General features: G+C 43.2%; 26 protein-coding genes and 1 pseudogene. 9 read left to right on the forward strand and 18 right to left on the reverse strand.

Annotated features, from left to right (window positions below):
* The 7 genes from KDW03_RS00335 (at position 1) to KDW03_RS00365 (ending at position 6,721) form a co-directional block, all read left to right on the forward strand.
* Positions 1–384 (forward strand): bactofilin family protein, encoded by a 384-nt coding sequence (locus tag KDW03_RS00335; protein ID WP_271435421.1) that lies wholly within the window; start codon positions 1–3, stop codon positions 382–384.
* Positions 377–1,312: a 4-hydroxythreonine-4-phosphate dehydrogenase PdxA gene (pdxA, locus tag KDW03_RS00340; protein WP_271435422.1), complete on the forward strand. Its 936-nt coding sequence runs from the start codon at positions 377–379 to the stop codon at positions 1,310–1,312. Before KDW03_RS00335 ends, pdxA begins: the two co-directional genes overlap by 8 nt.
* 96 nt (positions 1,313–1,408) lie before the next feature.
* Positions 1,409–2,584, forward strand: a complete 1,176-nt coding sequence (locus tag KDW03_RS00345; RefSeq protein WP_271435423.1) for a DUF1577 domain-containing protein — start codon at positions 1,409–1,411, stop codon at positions 2,582–2,584.
* 119 nt (positions 2,585–2,703) lie between these two features.
* Positions 2,704–3,954 (forward strand): CsgG/HfaB family protein, encoded by a 1,251-nt coding sequence (locus KDW03_RS00350; RefSeq protein WP_271435424.1) that lies wholly within the window; start codon positions 2,704–2,706, stop codon positions 3,952–3,954.
* Between the two features lie 229 nt (positions 3,955–4,183).
* Positions 4,184–4,525 carry an Ig-like domain-containing protein gene (locus tag KDW03_RS00355; protein ID WP_271435425.1) on the forward strand — a complete coding sequence of 114 codons (342 nt, stop codon included), beginning with the start codon at positions 4,184–4,186 and terminating at the stop codon, positions 4,523–4,525.
* Positions 4,525–5,400, forward strand: a complete 876-nt coding sequence (truB, locus tag KDW03_RS00360) for a tRNA pseudouridine(55) synthase TruB (RefSeq protein ID WP_271435426.1) — start codon at positions 4,525–4,527, stop codon at positions 5,398–5,400. Before KDW03_RS00355 ends, truB begins: the two co-directional genes overlap by 1 nt.
* Entirely contained in the window at positions 5,393–6,721 is a 1,329-nt protein-coding gene (locus KDW03_RS00365; protein WP_271435427.1) for a B12-binding domain-containing radical SAM protein, read from the forward strand. Before truB ends, KDW03_RS00365 begins: the two co-directional genes overlap by 8 nt.
* Here KDW03_RS00365 and KDW03_RS00370 read toward each other — a convergent pair.
* The 11 genes from KDW03_RS00370 to KDW03_RS00420 form a co-directional block, all read right to left on the reverse strand.
* Positions 6,718–7,569, reverse strand: coding sequence for a hypothetical protein (locus tag KDW03_RS00370; protein ID WP_271435428.1), 852 nt, complete (start codon positions 7,567–7,569; stop codon positions 6,718–6,720). The two genes, KDW03_RS00365 and KDW03_RS00370, sit on opposite strands and share 4 nt — an antisense overlap.
* Positions 7,569–8,174: a hypothetical protein gene (locus KDW03_RS00375; RefSeq protein ID WP_271435429.1), complete on the reverse strand. Its 606-nt coding sequence runs from the start codon at positions 8,172–8,174 to the stop codon at positions 7,569–7,571. Before KDW03_RS00375 ends, KDW03_RS00370 begins: the two co-directional genes overlap by 1 nt.
* The gene (gene recN / locus KDW03_RS00380) at positions 8,165–9,859 is read right to left on the reverse strand and encodes a DNA repair protein RecN (protein WP_271435430.1); all 1,695 of its coding nucleotides are present in this window, start codon (positions 9,857–9,859) and stop codon (positions 8,165–8,167) included. The genes KDW03_RS00375 and recN overlap by 10 nt, the downstream gene beginning before the upstream one ends.
* Complete coding sequence (locus tag KDW03_RS00385) at positions 9,856–10,509, reverse strand: NAD(+)/NADH kinase (RefSeq protein WP_271436497.1); 654 nt, start codon at positions 10,507–10,509, stop codon at positions 9,856–9,858. Before KDW03_RS00385 ends, recN begins: the two co-directional genes overlap by 4 nt.
* Positions 10,445–10,672 (reverse strand): hypothetical protein, encoded by a 228-nt coding sequence (locus KDW03_RS00390; protein ID WP_271435431.1) that lies wholly within the window; start codon positions 10,670–10,672, stop codon positions 10,445–10,447. The genes KDW03_RS00385 and KDW03_RS00390 overlap by 65 nt, the downstream gene beginning before the upstream one ends.
* Positions 10,641–11,582 (reverse strand): ParB N-terminal domain-containing protein, encoded by a 942-nt coding sequence (locus KDW03_RS00395; RefSeq protein ID WP_271435432.1) that lies wholly within the window; start codon positions 11,580–11,582, stop codon positions 10,641–10,643. Before KDW03_RS00395 ends, KDW03_RS00390 begins: the two co-directional genes overlap by 32 nt.
* Positions 11,583–11,591: 9 nt before the next feature.
* On the reverse strand, positions 11,592–12,284 hold the full coding sequence (locus tag KDW03_RS00400) for a metallophosphoesterase family protein (protein WP_271435433.1): 693 nt from the start codon (positions 12,282–12,284) through the stop codon (positions 11,592–11,594).
* An 8-nt stretch (positions 12,285–12,292) separates the two neighbouring features.
* Complete coding sequence (locus KDW03_RS00405) at positions 12,293–12,445, reverse strand: hypothetical protein (RefSeq protein ID WP_271435434.1); 153 nt, start codon at positions 12,443–12,445, stop codon at positions 12,293–12,295.
* Between the two features lie 52 nt (positions 12,446–12,497).
* On the reverse strand, positions 12,498–13,406 hold the full coding sequence (gene nadA / locus KDW03_RS00410) for a quinolinate synthase NadA (RefSeq protein ID WP_271435435.1): 909 nt from the start codon (positions 13,404–13,406) through the stop codon (positions 12,498–12,500).
* Positions 13,407–13,572: 166 nt separating this feature from the next.
* Complete coding sequence (locus tag KDW03_RS00415) at positions 13,573–16,167, reverse strand: M16 family metallopeptidase (RefSeq protein ID WP_271435436.1); 2,595 nt, start codon at positions 16,165–16,167, stop codon at positions 13,573–13,575.
* Between the two features lie 9 nt (positions 16,168–16,176).
* Positions 16,177–16,557, reverse strand: coding sequence for a glycogen-binding domain-containing protein (locus KDW03_RS00420; RefSeq protein ID WP_271435437.1), 381 nt, complete (start codon positions 16,555–16,557; stop codon positions 16,177–16,179).
* A 160-nt stretch (positions 16,558–16,717) separates the two neighbouring features.
* On the opposite strand from KDW03_RS00420, the gene KDW03_RS00425 reads away from it, so the two are divergent.
* A complete protein-coding gene (locus KDW03_RS00425) occupies positions 16,718–17,863 on the forward strand; it encodes an ankyrin repeat domain-containing protein (protein WP_271435438.1) in 1,146 nt (381 codons plus the stop codon).
* Between the two features lie 65 nt (positions 17,864–17,928).
* Here the strand turns inward: KDW03_RS00425 and KDW03_RS00430 are convergent, their stop codons facing one another.
* The 7 genes and pseudogenes from KDW03_RS00430 to KDW03_RS00465 form a co-directional block, all read right to left on the reverse strand.
* A complete protein-coding gene (locus KDW03_RS00430; protein WP_271435439.1) occupies positions 17,929–18,642 on the reverse strand; it encodes a class I SAM-dependent methyltransferase in 714 nt (237 codons plus the stop codon).
* Positions 18,643–18,727: 85 nt separating this feature from the next.
* Positions 18,728–19,852 carry a LamG-like jellyroll fold domain-containing protein gene (locus tag KDW03_RS00435; RefSeq protein ID WP_271435440.1) on the reverse strand — a complete coding sequence of 375 codons (1,125 nt, stop codon included), beginning with the start codon at positions 19,850–19,852 and terminating at the stop codon, positions 18,728–18,730.
* Between the two features lie 74 nt (positions 19,853–19,926).
* Positions 19,927–21,089, reverse strand: a pseudogene (locus KDW03_RS12475) (IS256 family transposase).
* Positions 21,077–21,388 (reverse strand): hypothetical protein, encoded by a 312-nt coding sequence (locus KDW03_RS00450; RefSeq protein ID WP_271434672.1) that lies wholly within the window; start codon positions 21,386–21,388, stop codon positions 21,077–21,079. The pseudogene KDW03_RS12475 and the gene KDW03_RS00450 overlap by 13 nt, the downstream one beginning before the upstream one ends.
* 304 nt (positions 21,389–21,692) lie before the next feature.
* Entirely contained in the window at positions 21,693–21,878 is a 186-nt protein-coding gene (locus tag KDW03_RS00455; protein WP_271435443.1) for a hypothetical protein, read from the reverse strand.
* Positions 21,868–22,368, reverse strand: coding sequence for a hypothetical protein (locus KDW03_RS00460; RefSeq protein WP_271435444.1), 501 nt, complete (start codon positions 22,366–22,368; stop codon positions 21,868–21,870). The genes KDW03_RS00455 and KDW03_RS00460 overlap by 11 nt, the downstream gene beginning before the upstream one ends.
* 180 nt (positions 22,369–22,548) lie before the next feature.
* Positions 22,549–23,769, reverse strand: coding sequence for an integrase catalytic domain-containing protein (locus KDW03_RS00465; protein ID WP_271435445.1), 1,221 nt, complete (start codon positions 23,767–23,769; stop codon positions 22,549–22,551).
* A gap of 335 nt (positions 23,770–24,104) precedes the next feature.
* On the opposite strand from KDW03_RS00465, the gene KDW03_RS00470 reads away from it, so the two are divergent.
* Positions 24,105–25,457, forward strand: a complete 1,353-nt coding sequence (locus KDW03_RS00470) for a chloride channel protein (protein ID WP_271435446.1) — start codon at positions 24,105–24,107, stop codon at positions 25,455–25,457.
* Positions 25,458–25,468 lie beyond the last annotated feature (11 nt).

Below are 25,468 nucleotides of genomic sequence, written 5' to 3' on the forward strand. Positions count from 1 at the left end.
ATGGCTATACGTGTTGACGCCAATACCGTCATTGGCGAAAAATCCCAGTTTGAAGGTAAAATGTTCATAAACGGTACTCTTCAAATCGATGGCCGGTTTGAAGGTACTCTACTCATGGTGGATCAGATATATATCGGTCCTAATGCCCGCGTAAAAGCAAACCTCGAAGGTTCGAACGTCGTCATCGAGGGCGTAGTCATAGGAAACATCAAAGCAAGAAATCGTGTTATTCTGATGCCTACAGCACGGGTTTTGGGTGATATCCGTACACCAGAAATCATGATTCAGAACGGCGTCATGCTTGAAGGCAACCTGCACATTGCAAGCAAACCTGACACAGCTATTCGAGAAATTATTCTGGATCTCTACAAAAAACATGACTAATATCACGATCACCCTAGGTGATCCAGGGGGAGTTGGACCTGAGATTGTTTTACGTGCCCTTCAAAGGAGAGAAATGCAAGCGAGTGTTTCCTATACGCTCATCTCTCATCCCGCTGTAAAAGAGTGGTTTTCGTCTCATCTCCAACGAAAGGATATCCTCTGGCATACTGTACTGGATGACATGGAATTCACCCTCTCTTTTGGAAAGGAAACCCCTCAAGGTGGACGAATCGCCTACGAATCCCTCCGTCGTGCTCTCACTTTCCTCAAAAGCGAATCCTCCGATATCCTCGTTACTGCTCCTCTTTCCAAAAAAAACGTCCATCTCTGGGATGAAAAGTTTGTTGATCACACCACTTTTCTTGGAAACGCTTTTAATACAGAGGATTATAGAATGGCTTTCTGGAGTAGCAAATTCGGCCTCATTCTCGAGACCATTCACGTCCCTCTTCACAAAGTTCCTCAGATTCTCTCTCCCTCCCACCTTGAAAAAACCATCCGTTTAGGCTGGGAATTTAGCCGAAAAATCTTTGGAGAAAACTCTCGTATTGTCCTCTGTGGTCTCAATCCCCACGCTGGTGAAGATGGCCTTCTTGGCAGAGAGGAAATCGATATCCTTCTTCCCGTCGCTGAAAAACTCAAAAAAGAAGGAATCCCTCTTGAAGGTCCTCTTCCCGCTGATACGGTATTCTACCATGCTCTGAAAGGAACCTACCAGTTTATTGTCGCCATGTATCACGATCAGGGACTCGCTCCATTCAAGATGATCGCTTTTGAAGAAGGGGTCAACATTACCCTTGGTTTACCTATCATCCGCACTTCTCCCGATCACGGGACTGGCTTTTCCATTGCCGGGAAAGGCATCGCCTCTTCTCTCAGTATGCTCAATGCCATTCAAATTGCCCTCCAGCTCAAGGGGCAAAAATAAGTTTTCTCCCTCCAACAAATAGAAATATTAAATATTTTTTCTTATTGTGCCGATATTTTGATACAAAGAAAAAGGATAAGGAATACAAGATAAGGTATGGCCGTTACCGAAGCGATCTATCAGGATGAACGAGAGATCTTCAAGCATTTCTCTATATTCTGCTCAAACAAGGTTAAAGTTATTTTGAGAGATAGAAACACAGAATTTGAAGCCGTGTGTAAAGAGTGTAAAAATGGGGAAGTGTTTTTTAGTTCTGTAACCAACCCTAACGGGATCTCCCTGGAAAGCTATCGTATGAGACCCCTTGACGCCGAAATATCATTTGGTTCTGACACCTTCCTTTTTACCGCCTATCCCACCTCGGGAAACTCCATCTCCCTCCCTGATGTGCTTCGCAGTCACCCCAAGCGAAGGTATCCCCGTATCATCATTCAGGGTAATCCCCATGTTTCCAAGATGTATACCATAGTCAGTGTGAGGGTTGTCGATCCCTCTATCGAAGATGAAGAACTTGCTAAAAAAATCCACCTCATCCTGAGCACCATCGAAAGCAACCTCGTCAGATCAGAAAACTATGCCATGGCTAAAGTCACCCTTTACGACGGAACCGAAAAAAGTGTTATCATCCAGATGCTCAAAGAATACAAAAAGCCTTTCGTAGTTTTTAACACCAGTAACCTCACCATCAAGGACGAAAATTTCCTCTCCTACGAAAACTATGTAAAATTCATGCTCGAGAAGGGTGCAAACCGTGATGCCATCATGGCTCAACTCGACAAGATCAAAGACTTCTATGTTAAAAACGCCATCAAAAGTGAGATTATCGTACCCCTCATTTTTGAAGAGGAGACAATAGGTCAGATACGTGTCGTAACCCAAAAGGATTACATCAACAAGAGTCACGTAATCCGTCTAAACTCCCTCGCCGTCAATGCTATTGATAATCTCTTTACCAAGTGTGCCTTTGAAGTGGTGGCAAAAGAACCCCAACCTGTCATAGATCTCGGTGTGATGGGAATCAAAATACTTGTTACAGATACCGATCTCTACAAATACATCCGTCTCGGAAGAAGGGTTTATATCCAGCTCTATTTCCCCGATGATACCATGATCAAAACGATGGCGACTATTGTCAATATATATGACGAAACCCCAGAGGGTTTCAAACCTATCGGTGTAAAACTCTCCAGTAACCTGGACTGGAAAGATAAACGAAAACTCGAGGAATTCATCCAGTCTGTTATCAGACTCCAGAAAATAGAACCAGCCTAAAAATTCTCTTTCAAAAAATTTTCTCTCTTTGCTTGAAAAAAACACAAGCGATGGTATATTTTTGTGGTACATTCTTGTAGTTTGTCAATCTTTCTAAAAATATAAATAAGGAGAATATTATGCGTTTATGGCGACAAGTATTGCTTCTCCTGGGACTTTTTTCCATCGGATTCACCCAGGAAACACTTTCCATTGTAGTGATGGAAATCGAAAACCGAACAAGCGAAACCTCTCTTGACAACCGAACACTCACAGAGGTGGTAGAACTGCACGTTGTCAACATGCGACAATTTCGGGTTGTAGAACGACAAAAACTTGATCGCATCCTCTCCGAACAAAAACTCAATGCCTCCGGTCTCACCGAAAAAGAAGTTGCCCGTGTGGGCTCTCTTGTTGGAGCATCCAAAGCGATCACTGGTTCTCTTTCCCGTGTGGGTTCACGCTATATTCTCATCCTCCGTCTCATAGACACCACCAGTGCTACCATCGAAGAGGTTTCAGAGCTCAAAGACACCTCACTTGAACGTCTCCTTGATCGTATCGATGAACCCGTAAAAGATCTTGTTCGCTCACTTGGAGCGAAAAAACCTCAAAAAATCTCATCTTCTTCCCCATCTCAAGCGGAAAAAACCTCCACTTCTGCTGAAGTTGAAACCCCTTCCCGCCCAAAGGATAGCGGTGTAGAAGAAACAGACGAAGAGGCTCTTGAAAGACTCATCCGAAACGCCAAAGAAAAACTCAAAAAACAAGATACAAACCAATCTCCCTCCCCTCAAGAAGCATCTTTACCTCCTTCCCAGGAACCGAGTACCCCAGCGCCTGAGGTAAAAGAAGAAGCCTCTACCCTCCTTGAGAATTTTCGCCAAAACCCATGGGGGATCATACTTCAGCTTGGCATCACCGGCGATGCGCAGATCTATAACAAAAAATGGAACTTTGCCGGCGTAGGATGGGGACTCTTCACCCTGGAAAACCGGATATATATAGGCTATGAATTTGCCTTCATCAGACCATCAGCACATGTGATGATGGGATATCAAATTGGGGGCTTCCCTGAAGTAAAGCGATACCTTCTTGGAGTCCAGCACGGATTTATCAACACGGTAGAAATCTCTGCCCTTGGATGGCAAGCAGGGTTTATCAATACCACCCGCGACCAAATGCTTGGTTTCCAACAAGGATTTTTGAATACCACAGGGACTATTCGAGGCGTTCAACTGGGTTTTGTGAATACTGCTAAAGAGGTACGAGGAATACAAATGGGCTTTTTGAATGTGACAGGCAGGCTGTATGGGATACAACTTGGATTGCTCAATACCTCACGGCAAAACGGTCTTCCTTTTATGATTGGAATTAACATCGGCTTTTAAGTTGTGTTGCCTGTCCGGAGACAGCCAGAAGACAATCCCAAAGGATGTTTTCTGGCTGTCTTTTTTATTACAATTTTTGTGTAACCGTGATCTTCCATCTAAATTCCCTGTTTAAAACCTTCTTGCCTGTGTCTGTTTGTCACAAGAGCACAATACGACACCCAATACATATCCTGTAAGATTTGCAAATAGTAGTGTTTTATGTTATAATAAAAACATGGAGATAGCAATGAATCTCAAAAAATATTTCTTCCTCTCTACTTTCTTGGTAACACTATCCTGTACAACTACCATAGAGGATGGTATCATCCTCTCCCCAAGGGATGGAGAGACAGTTCGTGGGGTCGTCATTATCTCCCTCTCCCCTCCACCGGGGATAGTCGTTGACAGGGTTGAGGTTTTTATTCAAAACGTCCTCTTTAAGACAATTAACGCGCCAGGTCCCTATACGTGTGAGTGGGATACAACCACGGGAGAGTATCCCAACGGATTTTATCAAATCACTGCATCCGTGTATGACATAGACGGGCAGGTAACAACACAAACTATCGAGGTTCAGGTTGCTAACTGATGAACGGTATTCTCCCCGTTTCCAAACCCCAAGGGATGTCATCGTACGATGTCATCCGTTTTCTCCAAAAAGCCATCCCAACCCTCCAGAAACACAAAATCGGTCATGGCGGAACCCTTGATCCCCTGGCAGAGGGTGTTCTCCTCCTTCTTATCGGTGAAGCCACAAAACTCTTTGACTTCATCCTCGAACACAACAAAACCTACGAGGTCTGGATTCAGTTTGGCTCAGCCACAACAACCGATGATGCCGATGGAGAGATCTATGCAACATCCCCTATCATTCCTTCCCCTGACCAGGTAAGAGAAGTTATCAGCCACTTCACAGGACACCTCTCCCAGATTCCACCAGCCTACTCAGCTCTCAAGGTCAAGGGTAAGCGTGCCTATGAACTGGCCAGAGAAGGGAAACAACCCAACCTCCAGCCCCGTGAGGTGGAGATTTTTTCCCATGAAATCCTCTCGTATGATCAACAAAACCGTATCCTCCATACCCGTGTCCTCTGTTCCTCGGGAACCTATATCCGGAGCCTTGCCCGAGATATTGGCAACGCCCTGGGCTGTTATGGGCATGTTGCTCGTCTCATTCGCACCCAAACTCTGGGAATTACCCTCGAACAATGTGCTGACATCTCCCGTCTCACAGAAACTAACTGGACAGAGTTTCTTCTTCCCATGAGAACTGTCGTCACACTTCCCTCTCTCGAAATCAAAGAAGCCTCATGGATCCTTCAGGGGAGAAAACTTTCCCCTCACGCTTTTTGTAACCCTCCGGAATATGATGGCATGTACCAGATTGTCAAGGACGAAAAACTCCTTGCCATAGGAGAGTGGAAAGAAGGAAGGTTTTTCTATAAGCGAGTGTTTCATGCCTAAACCAAACATTCTCCTCGTTTACCCCTACATCGAGGACTTTGCCGCCTATGATCACTTTGCCAAACCCGTGGGACTCTGGATGATCGCCGACATGCTTGCCGACCAGGCGAACATCTGGTATATTAATGCCCTCGACAGGAGTATCCCCGAACTCCATCTCACCTTGAAACCGGACGGTACTGGCCACTTCTTCCAGCAGGTTCTCCCTACGCCTCCCCAGCTGAGCGATATCCCCCGCCGCTGGAAACGCTACGGTATGCCAGAACATCTTTTCCTCCGTAAACTTGGCCAGCTTCCTGAAAAACCTGACTGGATCTTTGTCTCCAGTGGGATGACTTACTGGTACACAGGCTTACACTACACTCTGTCTCTTCTCCGCGAGAAGTTCCCCCATGCCAGGATAGCTCTCGGGGGAATCTACACCTCTCTTCTCCCTGACCATGCGCAAACTCTCGGTGGAGACATCGTGATCCCCTTTCAGCATCCGGCTCAGGTCGCAACAGCCCTTTCCAGGATTTTGAATCTTTCCATCCAAAAAACAGACATCGTTCCTGATTATACCATCGCTGGTGAGTACGCGTATGCCCCCCTTCTCCTTTCAATGGGATGCGTCTTCAAATGTCATTACTGTGCAAGTCCACGCCTCTTATCCTTTCTTCCCTTGAGTAAAGAAAGAACCATAGCTGCCTTCCAGTGGTTGTACGAAGAAAAAAAAGTCCGCCACTTCGCTTTTTATGATGATGCCCTTCTCGTCCATCCGGAGGATCGTCTTATCCCCTTGCTGACTTTTAGCCTTGAAAAGGGATACGAGTGTTCTTTTCACACGCCAAATGGCCTCCACATCCGCTTTCTCACAGAAGATTTGGCCAGACTTATGAAAAAAGCAGGATTTATAGACGTACGACTCTCCCTTGAATCCAGTGATGAAGTTTTCCAGAAAACCCAGGGACAAAAAGCCAAAAACGACGAGTTTCTCAGGGCTATAGAGATGCTCTTCAAGGCAGGTTTTGAACGAAAACACATCCGGGTCTACACCCTCGCCAACGTTCCCGGGCAAACCCTTTCCTCTGTGGAAAAAACGATGGATTTTATCTACGCCTCAGGGGCTCTCCCCATGCTTGCCTACTACTCGCCCATCCCCGGAACACCGGATTTCAAACTCTCACAAGCCATCACTGATCTTTCCGATCCTCTCTTTCACAACAACACGGTCTACCTTTATCGAAGCGGTATTGATATCCAGTATCTCCAGTATCTCCATCAGAAAGAAGTTGCCTACCGTCACAAAGAAGAACCATCATCACCCCCACAACCCCTTTAAGGAAGAAGTTTTACTCCTCCTGTACCTGTTGTCACAAACTCATAGCGTTTTCCTGGAACCAGATCAAGCGCAAGCGCCTGTCCGTAAAACGTACGTATCCCGAGTTTTTTCGCCAGGGAAGCGTTGGTGATAGAAGCAACAATCTTTTGCCCCATAGAGAAAAAATCTCTCCCCTCCATCCCCAGAAGCTCCTCTTCAGGGATCGCAAAATGCCAGAGTATCCCCTTCTCCCCCGAAAAAAGAGAGTATCCCCTTTCTGGTGATTGTCTCGCCGTGTACAATCGGTAAGGAAACGCAAGATTATATGCCCCTCCCTCTCCCACAACAGTATAGTCAAAATTACATACCCCAAAGTCCACATACACCCGTTGTTCACCTACCACTATTCTCTCCTGATGCTTCAAAAGAGGCCTTTGCTGCCACGGACTATGGGTAAAATACGAAAGCACCAACTCATATCCGGAGGGATGCTGCGCCACGGTAATCTCGAGAATCTTTCCCTCAAACCGGAGATTCTTAAGCGTCTGGGCAAGAACGGTCTTTTCCCGCGCCAACCTCAGATTCTCCACAAATAAGCGAATATCCCTATCAAAAAATGCAATCGCAAAAAGAAAAACAAGCGCTATCACAATCTGAGGAAGAGAAATCAAAAGACTTCCCATCTTTTCCGAAAGATTCAACACAAAAACATTCCATCGCCACTTTCCATCGCCACTTATTCCCTGTTTCACCAGGACGATAAGCCCCCAAAAACCTAAAATACCCCACCCCCACGGGGTCAACAAGAGAAAAGACAGAATCGAACTGAGAATTTGCCCAACCCTGAGAAAAACTTCCAGGCTTTCCATCATTTCTCCCGGAGTTCTACCGTTCCATTCTGACGGTAGATCACCTCATACCGTCCCTTTTGCCACGACTTTCCCGGATACTGATGCAGGGCTATAGTATCCCGTTTCTGTATGGTAACCTCTTCCACATCCTTGCCCGAAACAAGAAAATATGCAAGCTTCTCGATCTCCCCTCCACGAAAAAGACGGTTGGTATACGGATCAAACACCTCCACACCATCTGCAGGAGCAACCACATCACTATACACTCGTAGAGGATACCCAAAAACAAAGGTATTTGTTCCATAGCTCCAGGAAAGAAACAAAAACTCTACATACAAATCTGTTCCTCCCATCTCAAAAGCCTCACTATGAAGAGCCCTTCCCTGAGAATCGTAAAAAATCAACTGTCCTGCAAGAGCAGGTGAGGTCTCTTGAATCGAAATCTCCGAAAGCAAAAACTCCCGCGTGAGATTTTCGATAGCCTGATCGAGATGGATCTTTTCTGAAATAAAATAGGTACGCCAGTACTGCAACACCAAATAACCGCCAGCTGTAACGACAAGAAAAAGAAAAATAAGTACCGTCACAGGAAAAGAGCGAGATTTTTTTTCCCCTATTGCCATTTTCGTATCATCTCCTCAGCATGATTTTTCGCACTTTGATCTTCTCCCCCCAGCATACGCGCAATCTCATCCCGTCTCTGCTCCGCCGAGAGAAGAGAAAGCCTGGTAAAGGTTTTCTCACTTACGACCTCTTTCATCACCTTGAGGTGCGTGGTAGCCGCCGAAGCAATCTGGGGGAGATGCGTAATCACAAGAAGCTGCTTGTAAGAAGCAATCTCGCGCATCTTTTTTGCCACCTGATTTGCCGTAAGCCCTCCAATACCCACATCAATTTCATCAAACACCAGGGTTTCTACCACATCCGAACGAGAAAAGATGCTCTTCAAAGCCAGCATAACCCGTGAGATTTCTCCACCTGAGGCAATCTTGCGCAATGGTTTTGGTTCCTCTCCCGGGTTGGTCGTCATAAAAAACTCTACCCTATCAATCCCTGTTTCAAACATCTTGATAGGAATATCCTGGATCACGAGAGGAGAAGCATCGTCTCGCACGTACTTGATATCCACAACAAACCGAGCCTTGTCCATTCCCAGTTCAGCAAGCTCCTGACCTATCCGCATAGCCAGATCCTGAGCCACCTGTTGACGTTTCTTAGAAAGGGTCATGGCCTTATCGGTATAAGCCTGCTTGGTCTTCTCAATCTCCTGCTGAATAGAAACAATCTCCTCAGCCCGATTAGAAAAACGTCTGAGCCGATCCTCACACTCCTCTTTGTACTCCAGAAGTTCCTGAACCGTGTTCTTCTTGTATTTACGTTTGAGATCCTTGATCGTCTCAAGGCAATCGATGATACTATTCATTCGCCCAGGATCAAAATCGAGGCGACTCTTCGCCTCCCGTACGAGATTGGCTGCCTCCTGAGCCTGCGTAAACACCCCATCCAGGATCTCATAAATCTCCTGATATTCCCTATCCATTCCGGCTATTTCAGCAAGAGGATGCATCATCCTCTGGAGTTTCGCCAGTACCGATCCATCCTGTTCATACAACACCTGGTATGCCAGTTCAAAAGCCTCAGCAATCTTTTCCCCATTTTCGAGTCTCTTGAGCTCTTCGGTCAGATCATTCTCCTCCTCAGGATAAAGCTTGGAACCACCGATATCCTCCACCGCTGTCTCCCAAAAGATCTTCTCCTGTTCCAGCCGACTTTCATCCTGCTGAAGATCCGACAGTGTTGCCAGAAGCTGATGAAGCCTCTGATAAAGGGATTTTATCTCCTCCCGATCACCAAAAAGCTCCCCATACCTATCCAGCAGATCTAAGTGTACCTTTTGCTGAAGGAGGAGCTGATGGTCGTGCTGTCCATGAAAATCAACCAGATACTCCCCGATAGCCTCCAGCTTGGAGAGGGGTTCCTGCAAACCATTGATAAAAACCCTCCCCCTACCGTCAGCCACAATCTCCCGACGTATCAAAAGCCCCTCCGAGAGATCAATATCCATCGACCTGAGTATCTCTTTGAGCATGGGATCATTTACTGAAAACTCGCCCTCCACAATCGCCCGTTCACATCCCGATCGAATCACCGAAGTATCCGCTCGTTCTCCCGTGAGAAGTCCCAGAGCCCCGAGAATAATAGATTTCCCCGCTCCCGTCTCTCCGGTAAACACCACAAATCCTGGAACCAACTCGATCTCAAGATGATCAATAATGGCATAGTTCTTTATAGCTAAACGCTGGATCATACCTGCCACCTTAGTTTTTTTCTGAGAAGCTGGTAGAATTGCTTATGATGGGGTTCATAGAGCTTGATCTTCGTTTCACTGAGACTAATAAAAATCTCATCCCCCTCCTGGAGACGAAAATTCTCCTGTCCATCGATTGTCAAAGCACTCTCCTGAGGATCTCCGTCAATCCGTACCCTGATACGGTGATGTACATCCGTCACAAACGGCCGAACCGCCAGCGTATGGGCACAGATCGGTGTAATCACCATCGCTGGAAGTGTAGGAGAGAGAATCGGTCCACCAGCCGAAAGATTGTAAGCCGTAGAACCTGTTGGTGTTGAAACAATCAAACCATCCGCCCAATAGTGAGAAAACAACTCATCCTCTATCCACACTTCTATGGGAATCATACGAGACAGTGTCCCTCTGGCGATGACCGCATCATTCATAAAAGGGGAAAATCGATGAGGCTTTCCCGAACGCATCACAGACACATCGAGAAGAAATCGCTCATACACTGAAAGCCTCCCCTCCTCTATATCTTCAATCACCTTTCCACACTCGCCGGCAGAAATACTCATCAGAAATCCCAACTTCCCCGCATTAATCCCTATAAGTGGAATACCAAAAATCCCAAACGTCCTCGGCCTCATGACGATAATGAACATCAAAATCCGAAAGCACCTCTTCACTGGATAGTTTATACCAGGCTGGTTCAACCTGAAGCCATTCAATCCCTCGTTTTGCAAGTTCTTCAGTCAGAGCTTGAAGAACCTTGGCCACCTGAGGTCGACTCTTTTTAGCGACGATCAAAACCTGTTTGAGCTTCATCCCTTTTTTCCCCTTTCTGACGGACAAAAAAACTCCGCAACCTCTCCCACCAGGATTTTTTCCCAAATTTTCTGGTGTAATCTTCCATAGCAACAATCAGATCTATAGGACCATACCTTTCCTTGAGATAGTGCCAGTGATCCATAATCCAGATGTAGAGATCTCCCTCTGTTCTGCCTGGAAAATATTTGAGAATCTTATTTTTCCGTATCATATCTCTTACTGATCTATAAAGATTCTGGTACCACTCTTTTGCTGCCTCCTGCATAGAAAAAGCCCGACAAAACTTTTCTTCGAGAAGATATTTATACGTATTAATATGTTCAACAAGACGATAGTATCCCCATGGATTCGTTAGAGAAAAAGTCTCACCAGGCACTACTTTATCTATTTGCGTCTTCTCAAGAAAAAACCGGTATCCCTCCGCAATAAGAAGACTCTTCTGATCAAGCTTTTCCGTCTGGATAGGCACCTTCACAAAAAGCTCGGTGATCTCTGCGTCAATAAACTCCATACCCAGCTGTCTTGCCACAGAGACACGATGGTTCCCATCCCGAACAAAATAGAAATCCCCTACTTTGTACACCTTAATAGGGGGAAGTGTAATCTCTTTCAAGTGAGCCACATCAATATTCTCCCACCGCTGTCGATTATGCTCATGGATAGGCAAAAAATTGCTATCAAAATCCTGATATCGTCCCTCGGAACCAACGATTTTGTCGAGAGGAATACTTTTGACCCCACGATACGCCATCCCATGAGGAGCCAGAAGATGTTTTACCTCATCAAAACGCAACAATTCATCATTCTGAGAAAAGAGGGTCTTCAGTAAACGAGAAAAAAAGGCTTTATTTTTCGCCTTTTCAAAATCCCAGCGTGCCTTATTGTAAAAATTTACCTGATTATTCATTTTTGTCTCCTAACGGTTTTCTCCCAGATACTGGTCAAGATCTATAATCTGATAATCATAGCTATTAATTACATACGTTCCATTCACCTTGGTGATTCTTGTTGCATTCCTATCATAGAGATGGGTATGACCATGAAGCCATACCTTGGGCTTAAACGTCTTGATAAAAGATACAAAAGCCTCAAATCCACGATGGGGCAAATCTGACTGATCATGAATCCCATACGGAGGGGCATGACTCACCACAACATCCACGTAACGATGATGCCGCAAACGATTATAAAAAAGAGAAGGAGACATCATAAGAATACGATTCCACATCTGATTTTCATTGTACTGGTGCTCTCCATAGTTGTAGAGATACGAACCCTCCAGACCAGCAAAGAGCACTTTATTTTTTTCTACTACCTTCATATCAATATTCACACCACCAAAAAAACACTTTTTTTGGTAATTCAGTGAATGGTACTTGAAATCATTTACCTCACGCAGACCTTCACACCACGTCTTTTTCTTTGTGTAATGATCATGGTTTCCACACACGTAGAAAAGTGGCTTATTCAAGCTCGACACGAGGTAGTCCAGATAATACATCGGAAGATCCCCGCATGAAATAATAATATCAACATCTTTAGCGACTGTTGTGACGAGCGGGCTGTAGAGTTTTTGATTCACAACATCGCTTACCACCAGAAGCTTCACAAAAAGAATTAGACCTCTTTGATGTGTGCTTCTATCATTTTCTCAAAATCAGCACGACTCATCTTGTCTTTGTAGAGCTCCCACATGGCCTCAATAGCATCTTCTTTGGTAGGAAATTTTACACCCTTTTGAGCCTCATCAAGAGTAACCACAAATGGCATACATACCTCCCCTATTCGTATTCTCTCTATAATTGTAACACATTTTGCTTTCTTAAGCAAGCATTTTTTCTATACTTTTATAAGCCTTCTGGCGAATCTGTTCGTCTACTTTTACAACAAACTTTTCTTCTTTCAGGGAATCATAAAGTTTTGCCAGCGTAATACGCTTCATGTTTTTACACTCCATGCGGTGAGAAGGTTCGATAAAAACCCTATCGGGAAATCTTTTCTGCAAAGCGTAGACCATCCCCCACTCGGTGACAATGATAAACTCTTTTGTCTCGGGATGATTCTCCACAAACTGAATCATCTGTCCTGTGCTACAGATCCCATCTGCCATCTCCTGGATCTCTTCAGGACATTCTGGATGCACCACCACCAAAGCATCTGGATGAAGCTCCTTTGTCTTCACAATGGCCTCTATATCTGCCGTTTCGTGCACCACACAGAATCCAGGCCAGAGAACAATCTCCTTCTCCGGTACACGCTTCTGCACATATCTTCCCAGGTTCTTATCCGGGAGAAATACAATCTTGTCCCCCTCTACACGCCGCACGATATCCACAGCATTGGCAGAGGTACAACAGATGTCCACTTCGGCTTTCACCTTAGCACTTGAATTGACATATGCCACAAACGTATGATCAGGATAATGTTGACGCCACCTGCGAACCTCTTCGATAGGAGCAAAATTTGCCAGGGGACACCCTGCATTTGTGTCTGGAATCAAGATTCGCTTCTCAGGATTGAGAATCGAGACGGTTTCCGCCATGAAATACACACCACATACCACTACCAGATCCTCTTTAATGGTAAGGGCATGTCTCGCCATACCAAGCGAATCCGCGACATGATCCGCCACATCTTGAATCTCAGGAAGCTGATAGTTATGCGCAAGAATATAGGCATTTTTTTCTTTTTTAAGCTGAAGAATCGCTTTCTGGAGTTCTGGTATATTCACACTGCCTCCCAGGCTAATTTTAGCATAACGAAAACATTATAAACCACTACCCATTGATTATAAGATATTTTTTAGAAAAGTCAAGGGAAGAAATATAAAAAACCAAGAATGCTAAAAACAAGCATCTTTTTTATTTTTATAATTAAAATATTCTATAATTAAAATATTATATCCCAAGAATGATTAACTCTTCTCCATCGGGGAAAGCCCACCCTGCAAGATCCTGAATATCTTTTGTCGTGCTCTCGTAAATATGACGCAAGAATATCAAATTGTAGTCGTATTGGTAACGCATTTTTTCGTTATAAACAAGGAGGGAAGCAAAACTCTCGGGATGAGAGAGATCAAAGATTTCTTCTGCATACATCCTCATCTTTTTCTCAAGAAGCTCTTCTTCGTCGGGGCCATTGAGCCTGAGTTCATTGAATTTCCGATAGTAAATCTCAAGCATCGTGAGAAGCATGGGCTTGAAGGTGGTAAAATAACACGCGTACAATACTCCCCCCTTTTTGGGAGAAATCATCCAGAGATCAGTACTCATACTATAGGTGAGTCCCTGGGTCTCTCTCATCTCTTCCATCAGACGTGAAGAGGACTCCGGATCCCCGAGAATCCTATTTAAAAGAATCCCTCGCGCCCATAACTGCCCGTTGGTATATGGCACCTTCCACCGTCCCACAATCAAACCCATTCCCTGTTCTCCAGGAATACGAATCTCCAATCTCTGGGCTTTTGTTGTCTTCTTTAAAACCTCTCTCTCCAGAGGAAGGGGTGGGGTATCCACTTTCCAGCCTTCAAAGAGGGCTTTCACACGCAAAAGAATCTTTGAAACATCCACATCCCCCACCACAGCAATCACAAGGTTTTCTGGCCGCACCATAGAGTAATACAATGATTCGATATCCTTTGTCTGAAGACTCAGTATGGTCTGCGGTGTAGCAAAATTCTCCAAAGATAACCCTTCTTTCATCAATGAGGTATTGATAAGACGACGGACCTGTTCCTCTGGATCAGGGTTCTTTTTCCGCCGCCAATACTCTCGTAGATACCCTTCTTTTGCTTCTTCCAGTATCAGAGGGGAAAACTGCCTGTTAATCAACATTCTGGCAAGATAGTGAACAGCCTCTTCGCTATCCTCTGAGCTCACCGTCAGAGTAAAAGAAGAAAACCTCCCTCCTCTTTCGGCGAGTTCCTTTTGTAATCGGTACTGAGGTCCTCCACCTGTAAGATAATCCATCAAAAACCTCATTTGATGGGGCTTTTTTATTTGAAATTCTGTTTCTCGAAAATCCCAGCTCAAAGATACGATTTTCTTGCCCTTAATTGGTTTGATCAAAATAACTATCCCATTCGAAAGCACGTATCGCTCCACACCGTGAAACATTTGCTTCAGAGTCGCCTCTGTCTCTTTATACATCTTTTCGTGATAGAGCATGAGATCTTTTTTTTCGTTTTCTAAAAGAGTACGCCCTGATTTCTCGTGAAAGTCCTCTTCCATAGGAGAAGAAAAAGAAAAGCTTCTCTTCTCGTCTGCAAAATATGTCGCTGTAAAATACCCGGATACTGCATTCGAAGAAACAAGATAGGTTTTGAGAAATTGAGCTACCTCATCTGAAGTAATACTATCCAGAGTTTGAAACCACTTTTTTAAACTCTGGAGATCTCCATACCGAAGAAACTCTGTCAAAAACATCCCTCTTTCTCCAATGTCCTGATGCCGTATAAGCATCCTATAGTACAACATTTTGCGGGCCCTTTCCACTTCTCGATCAAGGTAACTCTTTTCCACCTGTGTCCCGGGAAAAGAAGGATTCCCTTTATAATAAAGGGACAACAGGGAACCATCCATCATGGCTTCATGGAACATCTCTCGAATAATTCCGCCTTCTACAATAAAATATGCCAGAAGAGAGTCCCGATTGGTCAGAGAAAACCCGGGCAAACTAAAAATTATCTCTCCAAAATGTCCCTTCCCCGGACCAGTGAGAGAAACCAATCCACCCGCTTGAAAATGCGGAGGCTGAGGTCGTTCCACAGGAAGTTTTTTATTCGGAACAAGGGGAGCAAAATATTGCTGAAGCAGAGCAAGCAAGGTTTTTTTGTCTACTTGACCAACAACTACAATGAAGGCATTATTGGGAGCGTAATACGTACGATAGAGATCTACCACCTCTTCATACGAGGCCTGCAAAATCTCAGAGGCCTTGCCTCCCCTCCAGGAAAAAGGATGTCCCGGAAAAGCCTTTGACATCATCCCCATATTGAGACGATACTCGGGAATAGACTCATAGCCATTGAGTTCATCAGCAACTACCTGCCGTTCCAGTTCAAATTCGTGTCTATCCAGGAGAAGATTTTGCATCCTATCGGATTCAATTTTGAAGATCGTTTCAAGTGTTGAGGGAGGAGCTATAACATAGTACACTGTTTTATCAAAGTCGGTATGGGCATTATACTTCACCGCTTCTCTTCCATAGATCCTGTGAATTAACCCATCCGGATACCTTGCGCTTTCCTTAAACATCATATGTTCAAGCAGATGGGTATACCCCTTTTGATTGGTGTTTTCATTACGAAAACCAACCTTGTACACCACCGAAACAAACACAAGAGGGATTGAATTATCCTGCTGAAAATACACCACCAGACCATTAGAAAGACGAATGGTTTCCACAGACTGCAAAGGGGGAATCGTCTCCCAGTCTAAACCCCAAGCCTTTAAAAACACTATCCCGAAAAGAAAAAGCATATACCTTTTCATCTTTCCCCCCTACTTTTCTTTTACATAGATGATGGAATTCAAGCCACCATACTCATCCGGAACAACCGAAGGATTGTCTGGATCTGCTATCCAGAATCCATCAACAATAAACTTGTACATATATTGACGTCCATACACAAGTGGAAGTGTAACTCTCCAAACGCCATCCTCTCCCCGAACCATCGGTGTGCTATCAGGGTTCCATCCGTTAAATGTTCCTGCTATATTCACCATCTCTGCCTCAGGAGCATACAGAGAAAAGGTAACTTCATTTCTTACAACACGGGGGGCATATCTTCCCACTACCCCTTTCGCCCGTGGAAGATTCACAGTAGTTTCCCCACACCCAATGAGAAAAAAACATACCCATACCAACCACCATCTTCTCATAAAGACCCCCAAAAATTTATCAAATTTTACCTGAGAAAGTATAACGGAAAATACCTCAAAACGCAAACCCATAATATAGGAGTCAAAATTTGAAAAAAAAATCTGTATACATTAAAATTTTTTCAAGAATTTGAAAATGCTTTCTAAAAGGAGGTGTGAAATGAATCACATCAAAAAGATCGTTCTCCTTATCCTGGGATTAGGTTTTCTGGGGTGTACCGGTACAAGACCAGAAGAAAAACAAGCACTGCTTATTTCGGCAAGTTATCATGGGGATATCGAGACGGTAAACCGACTCATTGCTGAGGGAGTAGATGTCAATGCAAGAATGGGAAAAGATGGTATCTTTGCCCTCCAGGCAGCTGCCAACCAAAACCAGATTGCTGTTGCGGAAGCGCTCCTGAATGCCGGGGCAGACATACACCTCCTTTCCTCCACCCTGTGGAGCGCCATGGCGGAAGCCTGTTACGAAGGTCATATCAATATCGTGTACCTCCTCGTGGAACACGGGGTTAACCTGGAGCAAAAAGTAACCTCCAATATTTCCACCGTCCTTTCAATAGCCGCAAGTCAGGGTCATGCAGATATCGTCAGTTACCTTCTCCAAAAAGGAGCCAACGTCAACGACCCAGACAAGGATGGCTGGACAGCTCTCCACTATGCTGTAAGAAATGAATCTCTTGAGACTGCTAAAATTCTTATAGTCAACAACGCGAACATCAATGCCAAAGATAAAGCTGGTAAAAGCCCTTTCATGCTCGCTGCTCAGTCTGCTAATGTCGAAATGCTCACGTATCTTCAATCCCAAAAAGCCGATATTTCTGCGAAAGATAAAGCTGGAGGGAATGCTCTCTTTTACGCATGCGGAGGGGGCAATATAGAAAATGTAAAATTCTTGTTAGAAGCAGGACTGGACATCAACAGCCGGGATAAAAATCTCTGGACTCCTCTTGCAGTAGCAGTAAAACAAGGACAATTTTCTATTGTTAAGTATCTCATCGAAAAAGGGGCTGAAATAGACCCTCCTGACACAACGGGTTGGACCCCTCTTTTTCATGCCTGCCGTGAAGGTCATTATGAAATAGCAAAATATCTCGTGGAGAAAGGTGCAAACATTAATAGAACCTCCATTCACCAAGTCACTCCCCTTATGCTTGCCGCCCATGAAGGAAATCTTGATATTGTCAAGATGCTCGTGGAAAAAGGCGCCAACGTTCACGCTAAAGACGAGGATGGCTGGAAGGCTATAGACAGCGCAAGAGCAGCTAAACATACCCATATTGTCAATTATCTCAAGCAGTTTTAATCCCATCCCCCGGTGCACGTGCATCGGGGGTTTATTTTTTCCCCTCTTCCCCCTCCAAAAGATCCTCACTTTTTCGCCAAAAAAACAAGATAATGACACATTCCCTTTCCGAGAGAAGATTTTGGCAAAAGAGAAAAACATATCCGGAGGGGAAGGATGCCAAAGTAAGCATGCATAACCAGGATATCACGAAATCCTATCTCCTCCAGCATCACCCTCACCTGTTGTTCATGAAACTCCTGGATATGGATATAATCCCCTGTTTCCTCATAAGAACCAATCTTGATAGGAAAAACAAGCCTCCCCAACAAGAGTTTCACAATATTCATAGGTCTCAAAAGATTGGGTGTCCCAAAAAGAAGAACTCCTCCCTTTTTGAGAACGCGGTACTGTTCCGTTAAAACAAGATGGGGTTTCAGGGTATGCTCTAACACATCATGATGGATAATAATATCAAACTCTTCATCAGCAAAAGGAAGAACGTCGTCTGGCTTCACTCTTTGAAACTGCCAGCGAGTGTGCTGATTAAGCAAAAGTCTATCTTCTTCTTTAACAGGACACTCTACTATATCTGTCGCGATTACCTCCTTTATAAAAGGATTTTCTTGCACAGAAATATAATCCCATATCCCGTCTCCACACGAAAACGACAGCATCTTCATGTGCTCAGAAAGATGGATCCCACGGATGAGTTCCCTGTGAACCTTTCTCTGAACATACTCCACCTTCGTCATTCTCGGATTATGAAGCCTTTCTCGAATGGAAAGAAGTTTTGCCATAGACTTTTCCTCCTTATAAAAACACAAAAACAAAAAATGGTGGAGCATTCTACCCGAATGCTCCACCACAGAACTTTCTACACCTTTAGAGAGAGAAATTTGTCTTAGCATAGCTCCATATCCTAAGCTCGTCAATAATAACTCCTCCACTTGAGTTTACATTCTGTAAAATCTGAATCACCGCATTGGTAAAACCAGGAATATCTGCCGGTCCAAGGGTGTCTCTATACGAGGAGGGGGAAACTACTTGCCCATTGAGATAGAGCCGTGCCCTCCTGCCATCTTCAAAGCCATCACTCCTCCACACGAGGGCATAGTGATTCCAGTTTGTCACCCCCGAGGAGAGAATATCGCTATACCTCGAACCTCCTGTCGCAAGCGTCACCATAGCCAAACCGTCACCACTCGCATGAACATTTCCACAAAGCCCGCTTCCCCCTACTCCATCATTCGCATTAAAGAGTACCCGATATTCATAGTTACCCTCTCCTATACGCACAAAAACCGGAGCATCTCCCACCGGGATGTTTACGGGAGGATTAACAAGCTTCGCCCAGAATTCAATACACCCTTCTGTTGAGGGGAGAACAAAATTAGAATACACTATCCCGAAGTCTACATTGTAGGGGGCATAATAGGCATTTCCGAATTTTCCTGCTACAAAAGAGAGATTAGTAGTGGTTGCATACCCCCTTGGTCCAACCAAAGGAGAAAGGGTACTTCCCAGATCATCAAAAGAAGAATAGAAAGTAAGCCCGGAGAGATCCTCTCCTTCGATGTAAATAACACCACCTAGCGTTACCCTTATTCGATAATTGCTGCCTGCCGCCACGTGAATAACTGCTGTCGCTACATTGGTATGGCCCGCTGTATCCCAATCTGTTACCGTGAGGGTATAAATCCCTTTCCTGGGAACTTGAAAAGTAAACACCATTGGATCCCCACGGGTCCATGATTTTACCTCTCCCCAACCCAGGGAATTACTGAGCGCAATAGTAGCTCCCATAATAAGAAGTTCTTCCACTTCGATCACACTGGGAGAGATACCACTTCCTCCACCTGACACATTTCCCGTAGAGAGTTCTACCACTACCGTTGCTTTCTCGAGGTCATATACTTCCTCACTGCTATCAGAGGCAGGGTTTAATCCACATCCACCCAACAACACCAACACCATCCCCAACACCAACCACCATTTTGACGTTTTCATACATCCTACTCATGAATATATGTTTTTATATTACATTATAAAGCCTTCCATTGTGTCAAGAAAATTGTGTCTAGTCATAGGATAACCTCGCTGTGAATATTTTCTTTGGTGTATGAGTGTTGCTCACGATAGAGTTGAAAGTAATACTCCCAATTTTTTAACTTTCTTTTTAAGAACTTCTCATTTTGGTATCTTAATAACAGGTAAAGATATTTCTCAGCTGAAGCCTCGCTTTGACACATTTCCATTGTTTTTAATCTCCTTTTAAGTTCTTTAAAGAGTCTTTCCAGGGCATTGTTTGTATACACCATGCTTCGTATTCCTTCAGGTAATTCCATGTAAGTGAATATATTCTCTCTTATTGTCAAGAGGTTATTCATTAAGTTGGGATAGATATTTTTCCATTTTTGTGTAAATTTCATAAACAATTGTTCTGCCTCCTGTTTGTCTTTGGCATGAAATACCTCTTTTATTTCAGTGGCAATGATATTTCTGTGTTGAACTCTCACTTTAGCCAGTATGTTTCTCATGACATGGACTACACAGGGCTGATACTTTGCGTGGGGATATATCTCTGTTATGACGTTTTTCATACCACTTAAGCCATCAGAGACAATAAAATGAATCTGTTTGACACCTCTTTCTCTTTATATCTACAAAATTTCCCGCCAGTTATAAGCACTTCCATGCCTCCTGGCAGGTAGTATCCTAAAATCTCCCGTCTTCCCTCAGGTGTAATGCCTATAGCTACATATATTGATTCATTTTCTACCCTATCTCTCTTGATAGGAAACACCATAGCATCCAGAAATACCACGGCATATTCTTCCATGAGAGGGCGACTACGCCACTTCTGAATCTCTTCTATGCCTACCTGGCTTATCCTTGAGATGTTAGCATAAGAAATCTTTATTTCATAAAGCTCTTTTAAAACTTCTGCTATCTTCCTTGTTGACATTCCTGATATCAACATAGCCCTGATTAATGCATCTAAGTCTTCTGTGATGCGTTTGCGATAGGGAAGAAGGGCACTTTTAAATCCATTATCCCTTGTTCTTGGAACACGTATGGTGTAAGCTCGCCAAAAGCTGTCTTTTAAATCCCTAAAGTAAAAGCCATTGCCTTTTGTGGGAGGATTGTTTTCAGGTAAATCTCTAAATACTCTCTTTCCCGTCAAATAAAAAGTACTCGAAATTCGAATCATTGCCTCATAAAAAAAAGTACTCAAAAATTCCATACAGTTTCCTCCAAATTTTTGTTTTTTACATTCTTTTTCTTTTGAAGGCTGAAAAGTTTTCTCTGGCAAGCCGTAATTTTTTGTCTTAGGTGAAACAAATCGAGAGCCTTATAAAGCCTTGTTAGGCGTTCCTTTTGTGCCTCACTTACATAAGAGCTTTCTAAAAGCCGTTGGTAGGGAGTTTTAATATCATCATGCTTCTTTTGCACCTTGCTTCCGATTCTCTTTTTCTCTGTCATTTTCATAACAGGTTGAAAAAAGTTGGCATAAAGCCTGAGATACGCATAGAGTCGGTTCAAGTAGTAGACTTCTTCCTCGGTATCGTAGCGGAAGTATCCAACATTCTGGCGGACTATGGAATAGTTTTTCTGCTCAACGTAGCAGTTATCATTGGAACGGAGCTTCTCCCCTTGTAAATTTTATCTGGTTCTTCTCCACCAATCGCGTAGAGGATGATTAATAAATTCAGCACGGTATCAGAATCAATTCCCCGTAACTCAAAGGAAGTCTTCTTTGGACTTTTCTATGGCTTCTCTTACCCATTTTGAAGCTTTGTTTTGATTGCCACAAGTTCTGTCCAACCGCTCCAAACATCCACCATATTTAATGTTTGAGCAAAATCTCCCGACTATTTCCTCCCTCATGGGCAACCAGATCAATCTCCATAAAACCAGGGCAATTTTCATCCCACTCTGCCCACGTGCGTATAGCTATTTGTTGCTTTAATAGCGTTCCAGGTTTTGTGCCTTTTCGTCCTTTTATCTCAAGCTTTTTACGCTCATGTTTCAAAGTCTGTCAATACGGAAGCACTTATATGGCGCAAGTTTTCTATAGCCTGTGGAGAACCGTGGAGATGTCCGTTTGCTAAGAGATTATCTAAAACTTCATTTAAAATCGGCTTTAAGCGTTTGCCACACATGTAGTTTTCAATTTCCCAGACCTTTTTTAGAAGTTTTAGTTCCTCTTCGCCAATTTTTCTTTCTGCGGTCTTTTGCCCTTTTTGGCTATATCGGCTAAGGTAATTTTCTTGCCTACATAGATGGTTTTCGTGCTGCCTCAAGAGCCTGGCGGCATAGTTTCGATTTTTTAGGCCTGTTATCCTCACAAAATAATCCAGTATCTCCATTTTTTCCTTTTTGCTGGCTTTTTGATATTGTTTTGCCGTTTCCCTGTAAATAGGTCTCCTTTCAAACATCGCCACCCCAATTCCGGTTGGCGAGCCTGTTGAGCCACGGTTGGCGAGCTTGTCGAGCCACGGTTGGCGAGCCTGTCGAGCCACGGTTGGCGAGCTTGTCGAGCCATGAACTGGATTATTTTACACACAGATTTGGAGTACTTTTTTATTTTTGCAATAGCGTTCCCTTTTCGAGTACTTTTATTATGAAGCAATTCGAGTACCCCGTTGCGTCAAATAAAAAAGTACTCGAAATTCGAATCATTGCCTCATAAAAAAAAGTACTCAAAAATTCCATACAGTTTCCTCCAAATTTTTGTTTTTTACATTCTTTTTCTTTTGAAGGCTGAAAAGTTTTCTCTGGCAAGCTGTAATTTTTTTTCTTAGGTGAAACAAATCGAGAGCCTTATAAAGCCTTGTTAGGCGTTCCTTTTGTGCCTCACTTACATAAGAGCTTTCTAAAAGCCGTTGGTAGGGAGTTTTAATATCATCATGCTTCTTTTTGCTTCCGATTCTCTTTTTCTCTGTCATTTTCATAACCGGTTGAAAAAAGTTGGCATAAAGCCTGAGATACGCATAGAGTCGGTTCAAGTAGTAGACTTCTTCCTCGGTATCGTAGCGAAAGTACCCAACATTCTGACGAACTATGGAATAGTTTTTCTGCTCGACGTAGCAGTTATCATTGGAACGGGAGCTTCTTCCCCTTGTAAATTTTATCTGGTTCTTCTCACACCAATCGCGTAGAGGATGATTAATAAATTCAGCACCGGTATCAGAATCAATTCCCCGTAACTCAAAAGGAAGTCTTCTTTGGACTTTTTCTATGGCTTCTCTTACCCATTTTGAAGCTTTGTTTTTGATTGCCACAAGCTCTGTCCAACCGCTCCAAACATCCACCATATTTAATGTTTGAGCAAAATCTCCCCGGCTATTTCCTCCCTCATGGGCTACCAGATCAATCTCCATGAACCCAGGGCAATTTTCATCCCACTCTGCCCACGTGCGTATAGCTATTTGTTGCTTTAACAACGTTCCAGGCTTTGTGCCTTTTCGTCCTTTTATCTCAAGCTTTTTACGCTCATGCTTCAAAAGTCGGTCAATACTTGAGGCACTTATATGGCGCAAGTTTTCTATAGCCTGTGGAGAACCGTGGAGATGTCCGTTTGCTAAGAGATTATCTAAAACTTCATTTAAAATTGGCTTTAAACGTTTGCCACACATGTAGTTTTCAATTTCCCAGACCTGTTTTAGCATTTTTAGTTCTCCTTCGCCGAATTTTTTCTTTCTGCCAGGTCTTTTGCCCTTTTTGGCTATGTCGGCTTTAAGGTAATTTTTCTTGCCTACATAGATGGTTTTTCCGTGCTGCCTCAAGAGCCTGGCGGCATAGTTTCGATTTTTTAGGCCTGTTATCCTCACAAAATAATCCAGTATCTCCATTTTTTCCTTTTTGCTGGCTTTTTGATATTGTTTTGCCGTTTCCCTGTAAATAGGTCTCCTTTCAAACATCGCTAACTCCACCTTTTACCTCCAGTTCTTTGAACTGGATTATTTTACACAAATTTAAAGTACTTTTTTATTTTGAAGTAACGTTCCCTTTTCGAGTACTTTTATTATGAAGCAATTCGAAAAATTGACAAAATTCCTATTTTCATGTATAATAAGTATCAAAGGAGAAAACTGTCACATAAAACCATATCACAGAAGGAAAAACTCCTTCCTTGGCTGAGGAGTTGAGATCAAAAGAGATAGCTATCTTTATCCCCCTGAGAGAGGAGAAGCAGTGGTTGAAACCAACCAATCCATAAAGACTCAAAGAAAGTCTGTGAGGTGAGATTCTCTCTATGAAACGTCGAGTATACGAAGGCTTACTTTTACTTTTTACTACCGTCAAATGGCTTATATTAGCCACTCTCGTGGGTATAATAGTGGGTTTCGCCACCACAATGTTTTTAAAACTATTGAATATCAGCATAGAATTTACTCATAAGTTCTCATGGTACTTTTTATTTTTACCTCTTGTTTTTTTTCTTACCATTATAGTGATAAAATACTTGGCACCCGAGGCAGAAGGTCACGGAACAGAAAAAGTCATAGAAGCTATACACAAAAACAATGGCAAAATACATCCACTCGTAGTGCCAGTAAAATTAGTTGCTACCATAATTACTTTAGCTTTTGGTGGTTCTGCAGGCAAAGAAGGACCAAGTGCACAAATTGGAGCTGGCTTAGCATCAATTTTTTCTGATCTCTTGAGATTGAATAAAAACGATCGAAAAAAACTCGTTATCTGTGGCATAAGTGCGGGATTTGCTGCCGTATTCGGTACTCCCATGGCAGGGGCGATCTTTGGAATAGAGGTACTTATTGTCGGAAGTATGTTATATGAAGTTCTTTTACCTTCTTTTATTTCGGGAATGATTGCCTTTCATATTGCTTCAAAATTAGGGATAAATTATTTTTATCATCACATCAATATCAATATGGCTTTTAATGAAATGCTTTTTATCAATATCGTCATGGCTGGGATATTTTTTGGTCTTGTTTCTTTCTTCTTTATCGAAGTATTAAAACTCTTTGAATGGTCATCGCATAAACTAAAAATATGGCCTCCTTTCAAAGGCCTTATCGGTGGATTAGCATTAATTCTCCTCACCTTTGCCTTTTCAAAGCAATATCTCGGTCTGGGGTTAGACACTATTGAAGCTGTATTGCAGGGAAACACTATTGTCTGGTATGCTTTTATCATAAAAATAATCTTCACCAGTATTACCCTGAGTTTTGGAGGAAGTGGCGGAATAATCACACCAATATTTTTTATTGGTACAACCGCCGGAAGTGTTTTTGCCGAACTATTCCATCTTGATAGCTCTATTTTTGCCGCGATTGGTATGGTAAGTCTTCTTGCAGGGGCTACCAATACTCCAATTGCTGCCAGTATCATGTTTATAGAATTATTTGGTAATAATGTTGCTCCTTATGCAGCAATAAGTTGTATTATCAGTTTTATCATGACTGGTCATAGGAGTGTGTATCCTTCACAAATGATAGGCATGAGAAAATCTATCCTGTTTCACGAAGAATTAGGAACAGAAATAAAAAAACTAAAGATAAAGTACAAACCAGAAAATGATGTTTTGTTTAATAAAATAGTAAAATATATTGATGCCATGAAAAATAAACACGTGAAAAAATAATCCGGATAAAA

This window comes from Thermospira aquatica, assembly GCF_023525255.1.
Classification (GTDB): domain Bacteria; phylum Spirochaetota; class Brevinematia; order Brevinematales; family Thermospiraceae; genus Thermospira; species Thermospira aquatica.